The sequence below is a fragment of the Halomonas sp. genome (genome assembly GCF_014859505.1).
Classification (GTDB): Bacteria; Pseudomonadota; Gammaproteobacteria; order Pseudomonadales; family Halomonadaceae; genus Halomonas.
Genome location: NZ_JACUUD010000008.1, coordinates 41,655 through 55,440 on the forward strand (window position 1 = coordinate 41,655; position 13,786 = coordinate 55,440).

The window sequence follows — 13,786 nt, forward strand, 5'->3', positions numbered from 1 at the left end:
AAGCGGATATGGCCAGCGATGATGAGCTCATAGCCCAGGCAGTGGCCTATGCCCGAAGCCATCGGCAGCGTATTGCCCGGGAGAGAACGAACCTGGAGCGCTACTCAGCCGAGGAACGACCGATCTCGATCTTCATGGCGGGATCACCAGGCGCGGGCAAGACCGAAGTTTCAAAGGAGTATGTGGCGGCCATCGATGAGCTCAGGGCAGAAGGTTGCGATGGCCTGGGTGGCATCCTGCGCATCGACCCCGATGACCTGCGGGAGGAGCTTCCTGGCTACACAGGAAGCAACTCTTGGCTGTTTCAGAGTGCGGTATCCCTTCTGGTAGAGCGGATTCATGACCTTATGCTCAAGCAGCGGCAATCGTTCATCCTGGACGGTACCCTGGCCAGCCTCGAGGTGGCGAGGAAGAACATTGCTCGCTCCTTGCGCAGACAGCGGGATGTGCAAGTTTTCTATGTATATCAAAACCCTCTGCTTGCCTGGCAGTTTGTGTGCGGTCGGGAGAAGGTCGAAGGACGCAACATTCCCCGCGAGAGCTTCATCCGCCAGTTCCTGGACGTTCAGGATGTCGTGACGCAACTCAAGCAGGAGTATGGTGGGCGAGTGGCGCTGGACATGATCATCAAGGACAATGATGGCTCGAACCAGCGATGGGAGACTGACATAGCGTCGATTGATGGTTTTCTACCCGAGCGCTACACTCGAGATGAACTGGAAGCCTTGCTCCCGGAGGGGGTTTGAGCATGAAGCATAAAATGGTGAAATCTACTCCACTCACGCATTTTCAGCGGCATGCCTCCGATGAGCAGAAGCAGGCGCTGCGTGCCAAGGTCATCAGCAATGCCATTGCGCGCCAGAAGCGAGTCCTGGAGGCGGCCAAGGAAGGGTGCTGATGCCTGGCTGACGAAGGTGGGTGCGGTGGATTGCCCAGCGCGCAGTGGCCACCATCGAGTGGGAGTGATCCCGCGCCGTAAGACCGACAGGAAACCCGCCCATGTGGCGGGTTTCCTGCTTCTGGAGGGATCTGACCTTGCCCGGTCTCTCTGCACATCGATGCCGAGGGCAATACCCGGCTCGGCTGAGCTTGCCGCCATGCCGGGCGCGCGGAATGGATTGACAGCGCCGCGCGGTCGGGCATCAATGGAGCCGACCCCGCTGGGGAGCTACCGGGAGAGGCGGCGATGGAACAGCATGACCACGACAGGCACCGCGGACCGCAGCTGCAGCATGACGAGCTGCCCAAGGAGCACGAGGACCCGCTGATCCGACGGCTGCATCTCATCATCCGTTATGCCATCAGGCTTCTGGCGGTGCTGATGGTGCTGGTGATCATCTGGGGTGTCCTGGATGTCATGTACGTGCTCTACACCAAGTTCATCTCGCCGCCGGTGCTGTTGTTCGAGGTCAGCGACATCTTCGTGATCTTCGGCGCCTTCATGGTGGTGCTGATCGCCGTCGAGATCTTCGTCAATATCCGCCTCTACCTGGGCACCAATATCCTGCCCATCCGCCTGGTGGTGGCCACGGCGCTGATGGCGATCGCCCGGAAGGTGATCATCCTGGATATCGCCACCGTCACCGCCATGGAGATGCTGGCAATCGCCGCCGTGGTGCTGGCGCTGGGGGTGACACATTGGCTGGTGGGCAAGCCGGACTAGGCTCTGATGCCTGGCGTGGACGATCAGCGCCACCCCATCAGCCAGGTGTCGTCATCCTTGAGCGCCTGCCAGGGCAGGGTGGTCTCTCGGTTCGTGTAGACGGCCTCGAGCGTTACCGCGACCACGTTTTCCTCTTCATCGCGCTCCAGCGTCGTCACCAGAAAGTGCTTCTCCTTGTTCCGGGGCCGTGCCGCGGTCCACTTGCTGTGGTGCAGCTTGTCGGGGTTGATGGCGTTCATGGTGTCTCTCTCCGGGGGAGCCATTGCGAAGGTCATTCAGAGCCTTACCAGCATCTTGCCGGTGTTGGCGCCCTCGAACAGGGCCAGGAAGGCATCCGGCGTGCGTTCGAGGCCTTCCTCGACGGTCTCCGCGTAGTCGATCTCGCCGTTGGCGACCTTCGGGCCGACCTCTTCCAGGAAGCGCGGATAGTCGGCCCAGTGGTCGAAGATGATGAAGCCCTGCATGCGCAGGCGCTGGATCAGCACCATGGCCAGGTTGCTCGGCCCGGGTGTCGGCCCCTCGGCGTTGTAGCGGGTGATCATTCCGCACACGGCGATGCGCCCACCGGTGCGCAGGGTGTTGAGGGCCGCCTCCAGGCAGACGCCGCCGACGTTCTCGTAATAGACGTCGAAGCCCTCGGGGCAGGCCGCCTGCAACGCCTCGGTCAGCTGCTGGGTGTCCCGGTCGCGGTAGCTCACCGCCTTGATGCCGTGGGACTCCAGCCACGCGAGCTTCTCGGGGGCTCCGGCGATGCCCACCACGGTGCCGCCCCGAGCCTTGGCCAGCTGCACGGCCAGCGAGCCCACCGCGCCGCTGGCGGCGCTGACCAGCACATTGTCGCCCTCCTGCATCTCGGCGATCTTGTTCAGGCCTGTCCAGGCGGTCATGCCCGGCATGCCCAGCACGCCAAGGTAGGCCTGCTCCGGCACCTCTATGTTCGGCAGCGGCTCCACCTGGTCGCCCGGCAGCTGGGCAATGTCCCGCCAGCCGGCCATGTGGCGGACCCTGTCTCCCACGGCCAGGCGTGCGTCACGAGACTCGATCACCTCGCCCACCGCGGCGCCTTCCAGCGGTTCGCCGATGACGAAAGGGTCGATGTAGGTCTTCACGCCGCTCATTCGCCCGCGCATGTAGGGGTCCACCGACAGCCATTTGTTGCGGATGCGCACCTCGCCCTCGGCCAGGGCGGGTAGTTCGGCCTCGTGCAGCTCGAACAGCTCGCGAGCCGGCGTGCCCTGGGGGACGTCGTTGATGGTGAAGTAGCGTGACTGCATGGTGTCTCTCCTTCGCGGGACGGGGAATTCGCCAGTCTAGGACAGGCGGCGGCGCCCGAGCCAATCTCACCGAGGCGGGGCCAGCGATGTCTGTCGGCCAGGGTGAGGGGCCAGTGGTACCGATGCAAGGGCGCCCTTCCAGGAGTGGCGTTCCCCTCGAAGGGCGACTTGCTGCTGGGCCTCCTGCCTGCACCCTGCCTAGATGACGGCCTTCCGGTATCCTGCCGGTAGCGCCGTGGCGGCGTCACGCCGCCGGACGTGTCGAGCAGGCCGCGGCAGGGTGTCAGCCAAGGTAGGCCACGTAGGCCTCGAAGGCGGCGCTTTGCCATTGTGCCTGGCAATGCCAGAACGCGAGGACTTCGGTATCGAAGGTGAATGCGTTGGAATCTTGCATGGTAGTAGTCCTCCTGAGTGGGACACCTTCCACCATAGGCTCTTTTTTGTTGCATTGCAGCAAAGAATGGTTTATGCAGCTACCCTAATCTGAGCCGAGGACACATCGATCGGCAGGGGCAGTGAATACAGGGATGATAATCAGTGTCTTGTCAGCGTGGTCGCCAGGCTCTGGAAGCGAACCGTGCTCAAAATCAGCGCAGCTGCACCCTGTCCAGCGCCGCCGTCAGACGCTCGATCAGCTCGCCGCTGTGGCGCCAGAAGTGCCAGTAGAGCGGCACTTCCAGCACCTGGCCGGGGGCGATGCTGACCAGTTCGCCTCGGGTCAGCCACTCCTCGGCCTGCATCAGCGGCATCATGCCATGGGGAACGGCGGCAGGCTGCTACCCCAGGCCGCGGCCCAGCAGGTCGTCGGCCACGGCGCGGGAGGCCTGGGCGAACTCGATGCGTGCCGCGGCAAGGGCGCTGAAATCGCGGGAGTCGCTGTCGCGCTCCAGGCGGTCGAGCAGCGCCTTGGCCTGGGCCAGGCGGCGGGCGAGAACGGTATCGAACACCAGGCAGGCGTCGGGGACTTCGGGATCGGCAAGCGGCTGGTCGATCAGTTCGGAGGACAGAGACGGGCGACAGGGCACGGCGTCCATGGACAGCATCCTGTGTGAACGGAAGACCCGGGGTGGCCGGGAAAAGGCGAATGCCTTTGATCATATCCATAGAGCCTAATGGCCAGCGTTGTCAACAATGCCGAGAGGACGATTTTGTCAACGAGTTTGTCAACGAGCGCCGATAGGGCCGTTGCGGTCATGAGGTGGTGGGGCCCGCTGCGGTTGAAGGTGGCGGCCGGTGGCCCCATGCTGGGTGATTGACGACAATCAGGGGGGGCGTGTCATGGGGTCAAGGAGCATGTCATGGGTGTGAAGAGCTTTGCCTGGGGCTTGATTGTCCTCGGGGTGGCGCTGGGGCTATTCGGCTGGAGCGCCTGGAATCCGGTGGCCTTCGTGGGGCTGACCCTGGCTGTGGTGGGGGCGGTGGTGCTGGCCACCCGGCATCGCGGCCCGGGCACGGGGGCCTGACAAGCCGCTTCATTGGGCTTATGATGGATGAATTCGACAGTCCTTCCCCCCTCTCGGGTGGAGGGCTGTTTTTATTGGATGGCCGCCAAGGCTTTCTCTCTGCGTTGACGAGCTATCAGGAGGTCGCATGTCTTACCGCCCCCCCATTATCATCAATCGGCTCGATGCCGAGCGCCTGCAGCGTCTGATCGACGATGCCAGCGACAAGGATCTGTTCGTTGCCGATGCCCTCGAGGAGGAGCTCGAGCGAGGCGAGGTCGTCGATCCCGAGGAGATCCCCGAGGACGTGGTCAGCATGAACAGCCGGATCCAGTTCACCGACCTGACCCGCAACCGCCAGATGATCCGCACTCTGGTCTACCCCCACGCCCTGGCCACCACCGAGGATGGCATCTCGGTCATGGCGCCGGTGGGTGCCGGGCTGATCGGCCTGCGCATCGGCGACACCATCGACTGGCCGCTGCCGGACGGTCACGAGGTCAAGCTGCGCGTCGATGCCATCTTCTGGCAGCCGGAACGCGAGAAGCAGTTCCACCGCTGAAGGGGCGTTTACCAGCATGCCGTTTTCTCTCTGGCTCTCCCTGGCGGCAGTCTGCGCCATGGGGGCCATGTCGCCGGGCCCAAGTCTGGCCCTGGTGCTGCGCCATACGCTGGGCGGCGGTCGCGCCCCCGGGGTGGTGGCGGGGCTCTCCCATGCGCTGGGCGTTGGGCTCTATGCGCTGCTGACGGTGTGGGGGCTAGGCGCGCTGATCGTGCGCCAGCCGATGCTGTTCCAGATGATCACCTGGGCCGGCGCGGCCTATCTGGCCTGGCTCGGCCTCAAGGCCCTGCGTGCCGGTCGCGCCGGCCCGCTGGAGGCCGGCGCGGTGCCCACCACCCGGCGCCAGGCGGCCCGGGAGGGCATGCTGGTGGCGCTGGGCAATCCCAAGCTGATCCTGTTCTTCATCGCCCTGCTCAGCCAGTTCGTCACGCCCGACATGAGCCTGGCCGCCAAGGCGGTGATCGTGCTCACGGCGATGATCATCGACGGCGCCTGGTATGTTCTGGTGGCGGTGGGGCTCTCCCACTCCCGGGTGCTGCCCTGGCTCCAGGTGCGCTCCCACTGGATCAATCGCATTACCGGGGTGCTGCTGCTGGCCCTGGCGTTGCGCGTGGTGGCCGGGCCGCTGGCGTAGGCAAAGTTGATGCCGGTCATCATACCTGTCGTGTGAGTTTCATCAGGCGGTGTTACGCTCTGGTTACTCGTTGACCGGAATCCCGCCGATGTACGACTCCTCCCCTGCACCACTTGCGCTGGTCCTGGAGGCCGACCCGGACGTCGCCGCCGTGCTTTCCCTGCAGTTCGAGGTACTGGGTCTGGAGACCCGCTACTTCCAGCATTCGACCGCGCTGCTCGCGGCGGTGGTCGCGCGGCCGCCGCGCCTGGTGGTGCTGGGGCTGGGGTTCGGCAGCGAGGACGGCTTTCTGCTGCTGCGCCGCCTGGCGGCCACCGGCTACCGCGACTGGGTGCTGCTGCTCTCCGGGGTCGAGCGCAAGATCGCGCGGATCGCCGAGCGGGTGGGGCATACCCTGGGCCTGCAGATGCTGGGCTGCCTCGACAAGCCGATGCGTCTGACCGAGCTGCGCCGCTGCCTGGACAACCTGAGGGTGGGCTGTCGGGCGCCGCTGGAGGCGAGGGGCGAGCCGCTGTTCAGCGCCGACGAGCTCGAGCAGGCCCTCACCCGGGACGAGCTCACCCTGCATTATCAGCCCCAGTTCGAGCTCGCCACGGGCCGGCTCAGCGGGGTCGAGGCCCTGGTGCGCTGGACCCATCCGGCCCTTGGCCTGATCGGCCCGGCGAGCTTTTTGCCCCTGCTCTCCCTGGACCAGGGCAAGCGCCTGACCCGCCACGTGCTGGCGCGTGCCCAGGCCGATGCGGCCGTCTGGCTGCGCGAAGGCGTCTCGGCATCGGTCTCGGTCAACGTGACCGCCGATGACCTGATGTGTCCTGACCTGCTGGAAGTGGCCTGCCTGCGCTCCCCCGAGGATCCTCCCCTGGTGCTCGAGATCACCGAGACCGCCGCCATGCAGGATGAGCTGCTGGGCAGCGAGGTGGCGGCGCGGCTCTGCCTGGGGGGGCTGGAGGTCTCGGTGGATGACTTCGGCATCGGCTTCTCGTCACTGGCGCGGCTGCAGATGCTGCCGATCAGCGAACTCAAGGTGGATCGCAGCTTCGTGCAGCATCTCCAGGAGGAGTCCCAGGACGCCGCCATCGTCGAGGCGGTGGCCCTGCTGGGTCGGCGCCTGGGCATCCGGGTGGTGGCCGAGGGGGTCGAGGATCCTGCCAGCCTGGCGCTGCTGGAGCGCTTCGGCTGCACCCACGTGCAGGGCTACGGGCTGGCCCGCCCGATGCCCGCGGAGGCGATCCTCGAGGTGGGATCGACTCATGACTCAATGCGTGCCAGCAGCGCGGTACAGGGCGAGCCGCTGGGCAGCACGCCATAGGCGGGACTGGCCTCGTCGCCCAGCCGGGTGGCACAGAAGGTGTCGGCCACTTCCGCAGGGGCGTGCTGCACCAGCAGCGCCGCCTGCAGGCACTGGGCCAGTCGCTGGGTGAGCCAGCGGGCACGGGGCTCCAGCCGCTCGGCGGGCTCGGCCACCAGCCGCTCCAGCTCGGCCAGGGCGGCGTCCAGCCGGCGATCCTGACCCCGGGCGGGTGCCACCTCCTGCCACCAGGCGGCCAGCGCCTCGGGGTGGCGGCCCAGCACCCGCAGCACGTCCAGGCAGATCACGTTCCCGGATCCCTCCCAGATCGAGTTGACCGGCGCCTCCCGGTAGAGTCGCGCCAGGGGCGACTCTTCCACGTAGCCGATGCCACCCAGGCACTCCATGGCCTCGGCCATGAAGCCGGGGCTGCGCTTGTTGTGCCAGTACTTGGCCAGCGCCGGCAGCAGCCGGCCCAGGGCGCGTTCGCTCTCGTCGCCGCGAGCGGCGCCGTCGAAGGCCCGGGCGGTTCGCATTGCCAGGGCCACCCCGGCTTCCACCTCCAGAGCCAGGTCGGCGATCACCGCCCGCATCAGCGGCTGCTCGGCCAGCGCCCGGCCGAAGGCGTGGCGCTCGCGCACGTGTCGCCAGGCTGCCAGCAGTGCCTGGCGCATCATGCCGACCGGCGCGGTGGCGGCGTCCAGGCGGGTCTGCTGGACCATCTCGAGGAGGGTGGCGATGCCGCGCCCCGGCGCGCCGATGGGCTCGGCCCAGGCGCCGCGGTACTCGATCTCCGCCGAAGCATTGGCGCGATTGCCGCACTTCTCCTTGAGGCGCTGAAGCTCGATGGCGTTGCGCTCGCCGTCCGGGGTGAAGCGCGGCACCAGGAAGCAGCCGAGCCCGGCGTCGGTCTGGGCCAGGGTCAGGAAGGCGTCGGACATCGGCGCGCTGCAGAACCACTTGTGGCCGGTGAGCCGCCAGCCCCCCTCGGCGGCCTCGGCCTGGGTGGCGGCGAGGGGCTCGGCTCGCGTGGAAGTGCCACGCAGGTCGCTGCCGCCCTGCTTCTCGGTCATCGCCATGCCGAAGGTGAGGCCCGTCTTCTCTTCGGCCGGCAGGGGGCGAGGGTCGTAGTCCCAGGCCAGCAGCCCCGGCGCCCAGTGGGCCTTCGCCCGGGGGGAGTGTCGCAGTACCGGCATGGCGGCATGGGTCATGGTCACCGGGCAGCAGAACCCCGGCTCCACCTGGGTCAGCAGGTAGAGTGCCGCCACGTGGGCCTGGTGGCCGCCGCGGCCCTCCTCCTGCCAGGCCACGGCATGCCAGCCGTGGTCGATGGCCAGGCGCATCAGCTCGTGGTAGGCGGGATGGTAGCTGACCTCGTCGAGGCGCCGACCGTGGCGGTCGAACAGGCGCAGCTCCGGCGGGTGGTGGTTGGCGGCCTCGCCGAGTGCCTGGACGCGCTCGCTGCCGGCCTCGCGGCCCAGCGGGGCCAGGCGGCGAGCCACCCAGTCCGGCGCCTCCCGGGCCAGGGCCTCGCGCAGGGGCGCGTCGCCGCTCAGCAGGTCGATGTCGCCCGGCGGGGGGGGCTGGTTGGTCACCCGATGGGTGGCCAGCCGGGTGCGGGGAGCGTGGTCGGACATGGCGTACCTCCAGCAGAGAAGGGTTGCACTGAGCATGGTGGTCGGATGGGGCGTGGTCAACGTGACGCCGCGGCGCCGACTGGGTAGGCTTGGAGCATTTCCCGGGGAGATGCCCATGACCGACGCCCTTAGCGACGAGACGCTGCCGACGCCGCATGTCGCCCGCGAGCGCATCCAACTGGTGGATGCCCGCAACCGGCCCTGCGGCAGCGCCTGGCGCGCCGCCATGCGGCGTTTCCGCTTCTGGCATCGCGCCACCTATATCGTGGTGCGCAACGTCCGCGGCGAGATCTGCGTGCAGCGCCGCACCCTCACCAAGGAGGTCTTCCCCGGCGGGCTCGACCTGGCCGCCGGCGGCGTGGTGGGGGCCGGCGAGGCGGAGCACCTGGCGGCGCGACGCGAGCTGGCCGAGGAACTCGGCATCCGCGGCGTGCCGCTGAGGCCCGCGGGTGGCTTCGTCCACGCCGAGGGTGGCCACCATATCTTCGGCAGCCTGTTCCTGGTCGATCACGACGGCCCGCTGGCGCTGCAGGCGGAGGAGGTGGCCGAGGTCTTCTGGCGCACGCCCGGCGAGGCCCTGGCGCTGCCCGGGGTGACTCCGGATACTCGTCAGGCGTTGCAGGCGCTGCTCGATGGCGGCCTGCTGGAGGTCGCGCCATGAACCGCCCGGCTCGGCTCACTGACCTGGAGGCCGTGGTGGCTGCCCTGGAGGGGGTGGTGCTCGGCAAGTCCCGGGAGGTGCGCCTGGCGCTCTGCTGCCTGCTGTGCCGCGGCCACCTGCTGATCGAGGACCTGCCGGGGCTGGGCAAGACCACTCTGGCCCAGTCGCTTTCGCGGGTCACCGGGCTCGACATGCAACGCCTGCAGTTCACTAGCGATCTGCTGCCCGCCGATGTGCTCGGGGTCTCTGTGTTCGACCCCCGCGAGGCGCGTTTCACCTTCCACCCCGGGCCCATCTTCCACGGCGTGGTGCTGGCCGACGAGATCAACCGCGCTACCCCCAAGACCCAGAGCGCCCTGCTCGAGGCCATGGAGGAGGGGCGGGTGACCGTGGAGGGGGAGACCCGGGCGCTGCCCGATCCCTTCTTCGTGATCGCTACCCAGAACCCTCAGGAGCAGGCGGGCACTTTCGCCCTGCCGGAATCCCAGCTCGACCGCTTCCTGATGCGCCTCTCACTGGGCTACCCGGACCGCGGCGCCGAACGGGAGATCCTGCGCGGCCGCGCCGGGCGGGTCCGTCTCGATGCCCTGCCGGTGCTGCTGGATGCCGAGCGCCTGCGCGCCTGGCAGGCGCGCCTGGACGACATTCACGTGGCCGATGCGCTGCTCGACTATGTCCAGGCTCTGGTGGCGGCCAGCCGCGACCACCCGGAGCTGGCCTGGGGGCTCTCCACCCGCGGTGCGCTGGCGCTGCTGCAGGCGGCCCGCGGCTGGGCGCTGCTCGAGGGGCGTGACCATGTGCTGCCGGAGGACGTCCAGGCGGTGTGGGGGCCGGTGGCGGGCCATCGCCTCAGCAACGGCCGGCGCGAGGAGGGCGAGGCCCTGGCGCGCCATCTGCTGGCCCGCGTGCCGGTGACGACCTGAGCATGCGGCTGGCGACACTGGGCGAGCGCTGGTGGCGGCGCATGGCGATCGCCCCGGGATCTGCGCTGCCCCAGCGGCGGCTCTTCCTGCTGCCGACCCGCTTCGGGCTGGGCTGGGCAGTGCTGTTCCTGCTCCTGCTGCTGTTCGGCATCAACTACCAGAACACACTCGCCTACCTGCTGGCGTTCTGGCTGTTCGGCCTGGGGGTGGTGGCCCTGCTGCGCGCCTGGCGCAACCTGCTCGGCGTCACCCCCACCCTGCACCTGCCCCACGAGGTGTTCGCCGGCGGCGAGGCGCGCCTGGGCGTGGCGCTGGCCGGCGGGCGGCCGCGCACGGCGCTGGAACTCCACGCCGGAGGCGCCTCGGCGCGCATCAATCTGCCCGAGGGGCAGGGAGAGGCCATCCTGGCTCTGCCGGCCCCCGTGCGGGGCGAGCAGCGCCTGCCGCTGCTGCGGCTGGAGACTCGCTGGCCGCTGGGGCTGGTGCGCGCCCTGGCCTGGCTCGAGAGCGACGAGCGGCTGCTGGTCTATCCGTGCCCCCTGGAGGAGGACGAGGCCGAGCACCGTCACGCCGGCGCGGGCCTGGAGGCCACCGACTTCGCCGGCCTGCGCCGCGCCGAACCCGGCGACAGCCCGGCACGGCTGGCCTGGAAGCAGTGGAGTCGCACCGGGGTGCTGGCCGCCAAGGCCTTCAGCCTGCCGCCCCGCCAGCAGCTTTGGCTCGACTATGACGCCTGCCGTGGCGACCCCGAGCGGCGGCTCTCCCTGCTCTGTGCCCGGGTGCTGGCCCACCACCGCGCCGGCGACCGCTACGGCCTGCGCCTGCCCGGGGTGACCCTGCCCCAGGGGGAGGGTCCCCACCAGCGCCGCCGGGCCCTGGAGGCGCTGGCACGCTTTTCCCCTGCGGGCGAACGGGAAGCCGGACGATGAGGCTCAAGATGAGGCGGAACATGACCGGCCGCGTCGGCGGCGAGGCGGTGCTGGCCGACGGCCGGATGCTCAGCGGTGCCATGCTGCGCCAGCTGTTCCTCGGCCAGTGCCTGGTGCTGGCCCTGCACCTGGCCTGGATGCCCGCCTGGCTGGCGGGCATCGCCGCTCTGGTGGCCGGCTATCGCTATCTGCAGCTGCGCCGGCGGCTCGGGCGTGCCGGGGTGCTGCTGCGCCTGGCCGGCGTGGGGGTGCTGACCGGCGCCCTGTGGCTGCATTACGGCACCCTGGGGCAGATGGAGTCAATGATCGGCCTGCTGGTCGGGGTCTACCTGCTCAAGCTGCTCGAGACCCACACCCGCCGGGATGGCCGGGTGGTGGTGGCGATCGGGCTGGTGGCCATTACCGTGGCCTTCCTGCACGACCAGGGCATCCCCATGGCCGCCGGTGGGCTGGTCGCGCTGGCCTGGCTGGTGCACTCGCTGGTGTGGCTCTCCGGGGGTGACGGGCGTCGGGCCTGGCGGGAGAGCGCCTGGCTGCTGATCCTCTCGGCGCCGCTGATGGTGATGCTGTTCGCGGTCTTTCCGCGCATCGGCCCGCTGTGGAACCTGCCCCAGGCCGACCGTGCCTCCACCGGGCTCACCGACGAGATCGCCCCCGGCGACATCGCCCAGCTCTCGCGCAGCGATGCCCGCGCCTTCCGGGCGCGCTTCGACGGCGCCGAGCCCACCCCCGCCGAGCGTTACTGGCGGGTCTATACGCTTTCCGACTTCGACGGCGAGCGCTGGCGTCGGACCCCCCCCGAACGCCTGGCCAGTACCCTGGGTCGCCCGCTGGGCCAGTTCGTTGCCGAGGGCCGCCGGTCGCCCTGGCTCGACGGGGAACCGCGCTTCGAAGCGGAGCTGCTGCTGGAGCCGGACAGCCGCCCCTGGCGTCCCTCGCTGGGCGCGGCGCTGGCCAGCGACGAGCCCCTGCGCTTCCTGGCCGATGGCACCCTGGAGGGTACCTCGCCGCTGGCCTCGCGCAGCCTGCTGCGCATGAGCAGCACCGGCCAGGCGCCGGCCAACCCCGACCCCGCCGGCCCCACCTGGCACACCCTGCTGCCCGCCGAGGGCAACCCCCGCACCCGCGAACTGGCCGAGCGGATGTGGCGAGAGAGCGGCGGAGAGCCCCGCGCCTTCCTGGCCGCCATCATGGCCCGCTTCGGCGGGGCGCCGTTCCGCTATACGCTGTCGCCGCCGCGGCTGACCTCCGCCGACCGGGTCGACGAATTCCTCTTCGAGAGCCAGGCCGGCTACTGCACCTACTATGCCTCGGCCATGGCGGTGCTGGCCCGCTCGGTGGGCCTCCCGGCCCGTGTGGTGGCGGGCTTCCTGGGCGGTGAGCGCCATCCCGACGGCCATTTCACCATCCGCGACTACGACGCCCACGCCTGGGTCGAGGTGTGGCTCGATGGCGCCTGGCAGCGCATCGACCCCACCGCGGCCATCGCCCCGGAGCGCATCGAGGAGGGCGCCCAGGCCGTCGATGATGGCCGCGAGGCCTTCCTGGCCGATGCTCCCTTCTCGCCGCTGCGCATGCGCGAGGTGGGCTGGGTCAATCGGCTGCGCCTGGACTGGGAGCGCCTGGAGTACCAGTGGCAGCGCGGGGTCATCGGCTACCAGCGCGAGGCGCGCAACGCCCTGATGGCTCGCGTGACCGCGGGGCTCCACGCCCTGTGGGAGCGCCTCGTGGCGCTGGCCCCCGGGCGTGGCTGGCTGGGCGGCCTGCTGGGACTGCTGATGGCGGCCGGCATCGCTGCCGGGCTGGCGGCGCTGCTGCGCCTGGCCTGGCGGCATCACCGGGAGGGGCGCAACGAGGCGCTGCGCATTCATCGCCTGCAGGACTGGCTCGCGCGCCGCGGCCTGGGCGCTCGGCCCGGGGAGTCCCCCTCGGCCCATCTGCGGCGGGTGGCCGATGAGGCGGGCGATGCGGGGCCGGCGCTGCGCGAATGCGCCCATCATCTGGAGCGCCTGCGCTATGCCCCCCTTGGGCGAGAGGAGCATCGCGAGCGAACTCGCCAGCTGGCCCGGCGGGTGGCAGAAGTGCGTCGCCGGCTGCGTCGCCGGTTGCGGCGCCTTCCTCGCCGCCAGGGGGGTGGCGCGGGCGCAGGCGGCGTGGCATCGTGACAGTCATCGACCACGAAGGGGCGCGCATGTCCATCCACGACCACCAGTGCCGCACCGCCCAGGGCGAACCCTTCAACTTCGCCGCGCTGCGCGGTCAGGTGCTGCTCATCGTCAACGTCGCCAGCCGCTGTGGCTTCACGCCGCAACTGAAGGAGCTGGAGCGTCTCTACCGCCGCTATCGCGATCGGGGCTTCGCGGTGATCGGCTTTCCCTGCAACCAGTTCGCCGGCCAGTCGCCGGAATCCGCCCTGGATTTCTGCACCCTTAGCGCCCGGGAGTATCAGGTCAGCTTCCCGCTGATGGAGAAGGTGAAGGTCAATGGCGCCGGCGCCCACCCGCTGTTCGTGGAGCTCCGCAAGGAGGCTCCCGGGGTGCTGGGCACCACCGCGATCAAGTGGAACTTCACCAAGTTTCTGGTGGGCAGGGACGGCCGGGTGATCCGCCGCTTCTCCCCGCGGGACGGCGAGACGGTGCTGCGCGAGGCGCTGGAGCTGGCCCTGGACGAAGGGTAGGGGCTGGCAATCAGCTCGTTCCAGCAGGGTGTGTGGAGAGCCGGGTCATCATGGGGGTGTCTCGCCCCTTTCCACCATCAGTCGTGCGATCAGCTC

General features: G+C 69.2%; 17 protein-coding genes. 12 read left to right on the forward strand and 5 right to left on the reverse strand.

What is annotated here, in order from left to right; genetic code table 11:
* Positions 1–8: 8 nt before the first annotated feature.
* The 3 genes from IBX53_RS02390 to IBX53_RS02400 all read left to right on the forward strand — a co-directional run bounded on the left by IBX53_RS02390 (position 9) and on the right by IBX53_RS02400 (position 1,663).
* A complete protein-coding gene (locus IBX53_RS02390) occupies positions 9–746 on the forward strand; it encodes a zeta toxin family protein (RefSeq protein WP_290904782.1) in 738 nt (245 codons plus the stop codon).
* Between the two features lie 2 nt (positions 747–748).
* Positions 749–898 carry a hypothetical protein gene (locus IBX53_RS02395; RefSeq protein ID WP_290904785.1) on the forward strand — a complete coding sequence of 50 codons (150 nt, stop codon included), beginning with the start codon at positions 749–751 and terminating at the stop codon, positions 896–898.
* Between the two features lie 288 nt (positions 899–1,186).
* Positions 1,187–1,663 (forward strand): phosphate-starvation-inducible PsiE family protein, encoded by a 477-nt coding sequence (locus IBX53_RS02400; protein WP_290904788.1) that lies wholly within the window; start codon positions 1,187–1,189, stop codon positions 1,661–1,663.
* 23 nt (positions 1,664–1,686) lie between these two features.
* Here IBX53_RS02400 and IBX53_RS02405 read toward each other — a convergent pair whose 3' ends face one another.
* The 4 genes from IBX53_RS02405 to IBX53_RS02420 form a co-directional block, all read right to left on the reverse strand.
* Entirely contained in the window at positions 1,687–1,902 is a 216-nt protein-coding gene (locus IBX53_RS02405) for a TIGR02450 family Trp-rich protein (RefSeq protein WP_290904791.1), read from the reverse strand.
* A gap of 36 nt (positions 1,903–1,938) precedes the next feature.
* Positions 1,939–2,937: an NADP-dependent oxidoreductase gene (locus tag IBX53_RS02410; RefSeq protein WP_290904794.1), complete on the reverse strand. Its 999-nt coding sequence runs from the start codon at positions 2,935–2,937 to the stop codon at positions 1,939–1,941.
* Positions 2,938–3,524: 587 nt separating this feature from the next.
* A complete protein-coding gene (locus IBX53_RS02415) occupies positions 3,525–3,689 on the reverse strand; it encodes a hypothetical protein (RefSeq protein ID WP_290904797.1) in 165 nt (54 codons plus the stop codon).
* 24 nt (positions 3,690–3,713) lie between these two features.
* A complete protein-coding gene (locus IBX53_RS02420) occupies positions 3,714–3,971 on the reverse strand; it encodes a hypothetical protein (protein WP_290904800.1) in 258 nt (85 codons plus the stop codon).
* 264 nt (positions 3,972–4,235) lie between these two features.
* Between IBX53_RS02420 and IBX53_RS02425 the strand changes: the two genes are divergently transcribed.
* The 4 genes from IBX53_RS02425 (at position 4,236) to IBX53_RS02440 (ending at position 6,884) form a co-directional block, all read left to right on the forward strand.
* Positions 4,236–4,400: a hypothetical protein gene (locus tag IBX53_RS02425; protein ID WP_290904803.1), complete on the forward strand. Its 165-nt coding sequence runs from the start codon at positions 4,236–4,238 to the stop codon at positions 4,398–4,400.
* Positions 4,401–4,527: 127 nt separating this feature from the next.
* Positions 4,528–4,941: a nucleoside diphosphate kinase regulator gene (rnk, locus tag IBX53_RS02430; protein ID WP_290904806.1), complete on the forward strand. Its 414-nt coding sequence runs from the start codon at positions 4,528–4,530 to the stop codon at positions 4,939–4,941.
* A gap of 16 nt (positions 4,942–4,957) precedes the next feature.
* Positions 4,958–5,575, forward strand: coding sequence for a LysE family transporter (locus tag IBX53_RS02435; RefSeq protein WP_290904808.1), 618 nt, complete (start codon positions 4,958–4,960; stop codon positions 5,573–5,575).
* 88 nt (positions 5,576–5,663) lie between these two features.
* A complete protein-coding gene (locus IBX53_RS02440) occupies positions 5,664–6,884 on the forward strand; it encodes an EAL domain-containing response regulator (RefSeq protein ID WP_290904810.1) in 1,221 nt (406 codons plus the stop codon).
* On the opposite strand, the gene IBX53_RS02445 is transcribed toward IBX53_RS02440, so the two are convergent.
* The gene (locus IBX53_RS02445) at positions 6,824–8,500 is read right to left on the reverse strand and encodes an acyl-CoA dehydrogenase family protein (RefSeq protein ID WP_290904813.1); all 1,677 of its coding nucleotides are present in this window, start codon (positions 8,498–8,500) and stop codon (positions 6,824–6,826) included. The genes IBX53_RS02440 and IBX53_RS02445 overlap by 61 nt on opposite strands.
* 115 nt (positions 8,501–8,615) lie before the next feature.
* Between IBX53_RS02445 and IBX53_RS02450 the strand changes: the two genes are divergently transcribed.
* Genes IBX53_RS02450 through IBX53_RS02470 form a run of 5 tightly spaced genes read left to right on the forward strand, consistent with a single transcriptional unit; the run spans position 8,616 to position 13,690 of the window.
* Positions 8,616–9,161 carry an NUDIX domain-containing protein gene (locus tag IBX53_RS02450; protein WP_290904816.1) on the forward strand — a complete coding sequence of 182 codons (546 nt, stop codon included), beginning with the start codon at positions 8,616–8,618 and terminating at the stop codon, positions 9,159–9,161.
* Entirely contained in the window at positions 9,158–10,084 is a 927-nt protein-coding gene (locus tag IBX53_RS02455) for a MoxR family ATPase (RefSeq protein ID WP_290904819.1), read from the forward strand. Before IBX53_RS02450 ends, IBX53_RS02455 begins: the two co-directional genes overlap by 4 nt.
* Before the next feature lie 2 nt (positions 10,085–10,086).
* Entirely contained in the window at positions 10,087–11,013 is a 927-nt protein-coding gene (locus IBX53_RS02460) for a DUF58 domain-containing protein (RefSeq protein ID WP_290904822.1), read from the forward strand.
* Positions 11,014–11,033: 20 nt separating this feature from the next.
* Positions 11,034–13,178 (forward strand): DUF3488 and transglutaminase-like domain-containing protein, encoded by a 2,145-nt coding sequence (locus tag IBX53_RS02465; RefSeq protein ID WP_290904824.1) that lies wholly within the window; start codon positions 11,034–11,036, stop codon positions 13,176–13,178.
* Between the two features lie 26 nt (positions 13,179–13,204).
* Positions 13,205–13,690: a glutathione peroxidase gene (locus IBX53_RS02470; RefSeq protein WP_290904839.1), complete on the forward strand. Its 486-nt coding sequence runs from the start codon at positions 13,205–13,207 to the stop codon at positions 13,688–13,690.
* The last annotated feature ends 96 nt before the right edge of the window (positions 13,691–13,786 follow it).

Excerpts from the sequence above, each read along its gene's own strand:
- IBX53_RS02420 (WP_290904800.1), bottom strand. The coding sequence starts at position 3,971 with ATGGACGCCGTGCCCTGTCGCCCGTCTCTGTCCTCCGAACTGATCGAC.
- IBX53_RS02390 (WP_290904782.1), top strand. The coding sequence starts at position 9 with ATGGCCAGCGATGATGAGCTCATAGCCCAGGCAGTGGCCTATGCCCGA.
- rnk (WP_290904806.1), top strand. The coding sequence starts at position 4,528 with ATGTCTTACCGCCCCCCCATTATCATCAATCGGCTCGATGCCGAGCGC.
- IBX53_RS02450 (WP_290904816.1), top strand. The coding sequence starts at position 8,616 with ATGACCGACGCCCTTAGCGACGAGACGCTGCCGACGCCGCATGTCGCC.
- IBX53_RS02395 (WP_290904785.1), top strand. The coding sequence starts at position 749 with ATGAAGCATAAAATGGTGAAATCTACTCCACTCACGCATTTTCAGCGG.
- IBX53_RS02465 (WP_290904824.1), top strand. The coding sequence starts at position 11,034 with ATGACCGGCCGCGTCGGCGGCGAGGCGGTGCTGGCCGACGGCCGGATG.
- IBX53_RS02460 (WP_290904822.1), top strand. The coding sequence starts at position 10,087 with ATGCGGCTGGCGACACTGGGCGAGCGCTGGTGGCGGCGCATGGCGATC.
- IBX53_RS02435 (WP_290904808.1), top strand. The coding sequence starts at position 4,958 with ATGCCGTTTTCTCTCTGGCTCTCCCTGGCGGCAGTCTGCGCCATGGGG.
- IBX53_RS02455 (WP_290904819.1), top strand. The coding sequence starts at position 9,158 with ATGAACCGCCCGGCTCGGCTCACTGACCTGGAGGCCGTGGTGGCTGCC.
- IBX53_RS02400 (WP_290904788.1), top strand. The coding sequence starts at position 1,187 with ATGGAACAGCATGACCACGACAGGCACCGCGGACCGCAGCTGCAGCAT.
- IBX53_RS02470 (WP_290904839.1), top strand. The coding sequence starts at position 13,205 with ATGTCCATCCACGACCACCAGTGCCGCACCGCCCAGGGCGAACCCTTC.
- IBX53_RS02410 (WP_290904794.1), bottom strand. The coding sequence starts at position 2,937 with ATGCAGTCACGCTACTTCACCATCAACGACGTCCCCCAGGGCACGCCG.
- IBX53_RS02445 (WP_290904813.1), bottom strand. The coding sequence starts at position 8,500 with ATGTCCGACCACGCTCCCCGCACCCGGCTGGCCACCCATCGGGTGACC.
- IBX53_RS02440 (WP_290904810.1), top strand. The coding sequence starts at position 5,664 with ATGTACGACTCCTCCCCTGCACCACTTGCGCTGGTCCTGGAGGCCGAC.
- IBX53_RS02425 (WP_290904803.1), top strand. The coding sequence starts at position 4,236 with ATGGGTGTGAAGAGCTTTGCCTGGGGCTTGATTGTCCTCGGGGTGGCG.
- IBX53_RS02405 (WP_290904791.1), bottom strand. The coding sequence starts at position 1,902 with ATGAACGCCATCAACCCCGACAAGCTGCACCACAGCAAGTGGACCGCG.
- IBX53_RS02415 (WP_290904797.1), bottom strand. The coding sequence starts at position 3,689 with ATGATGCCGCTGATGCAGGCCGAGGAGTGGCTGACCCGAGGCGAACTG.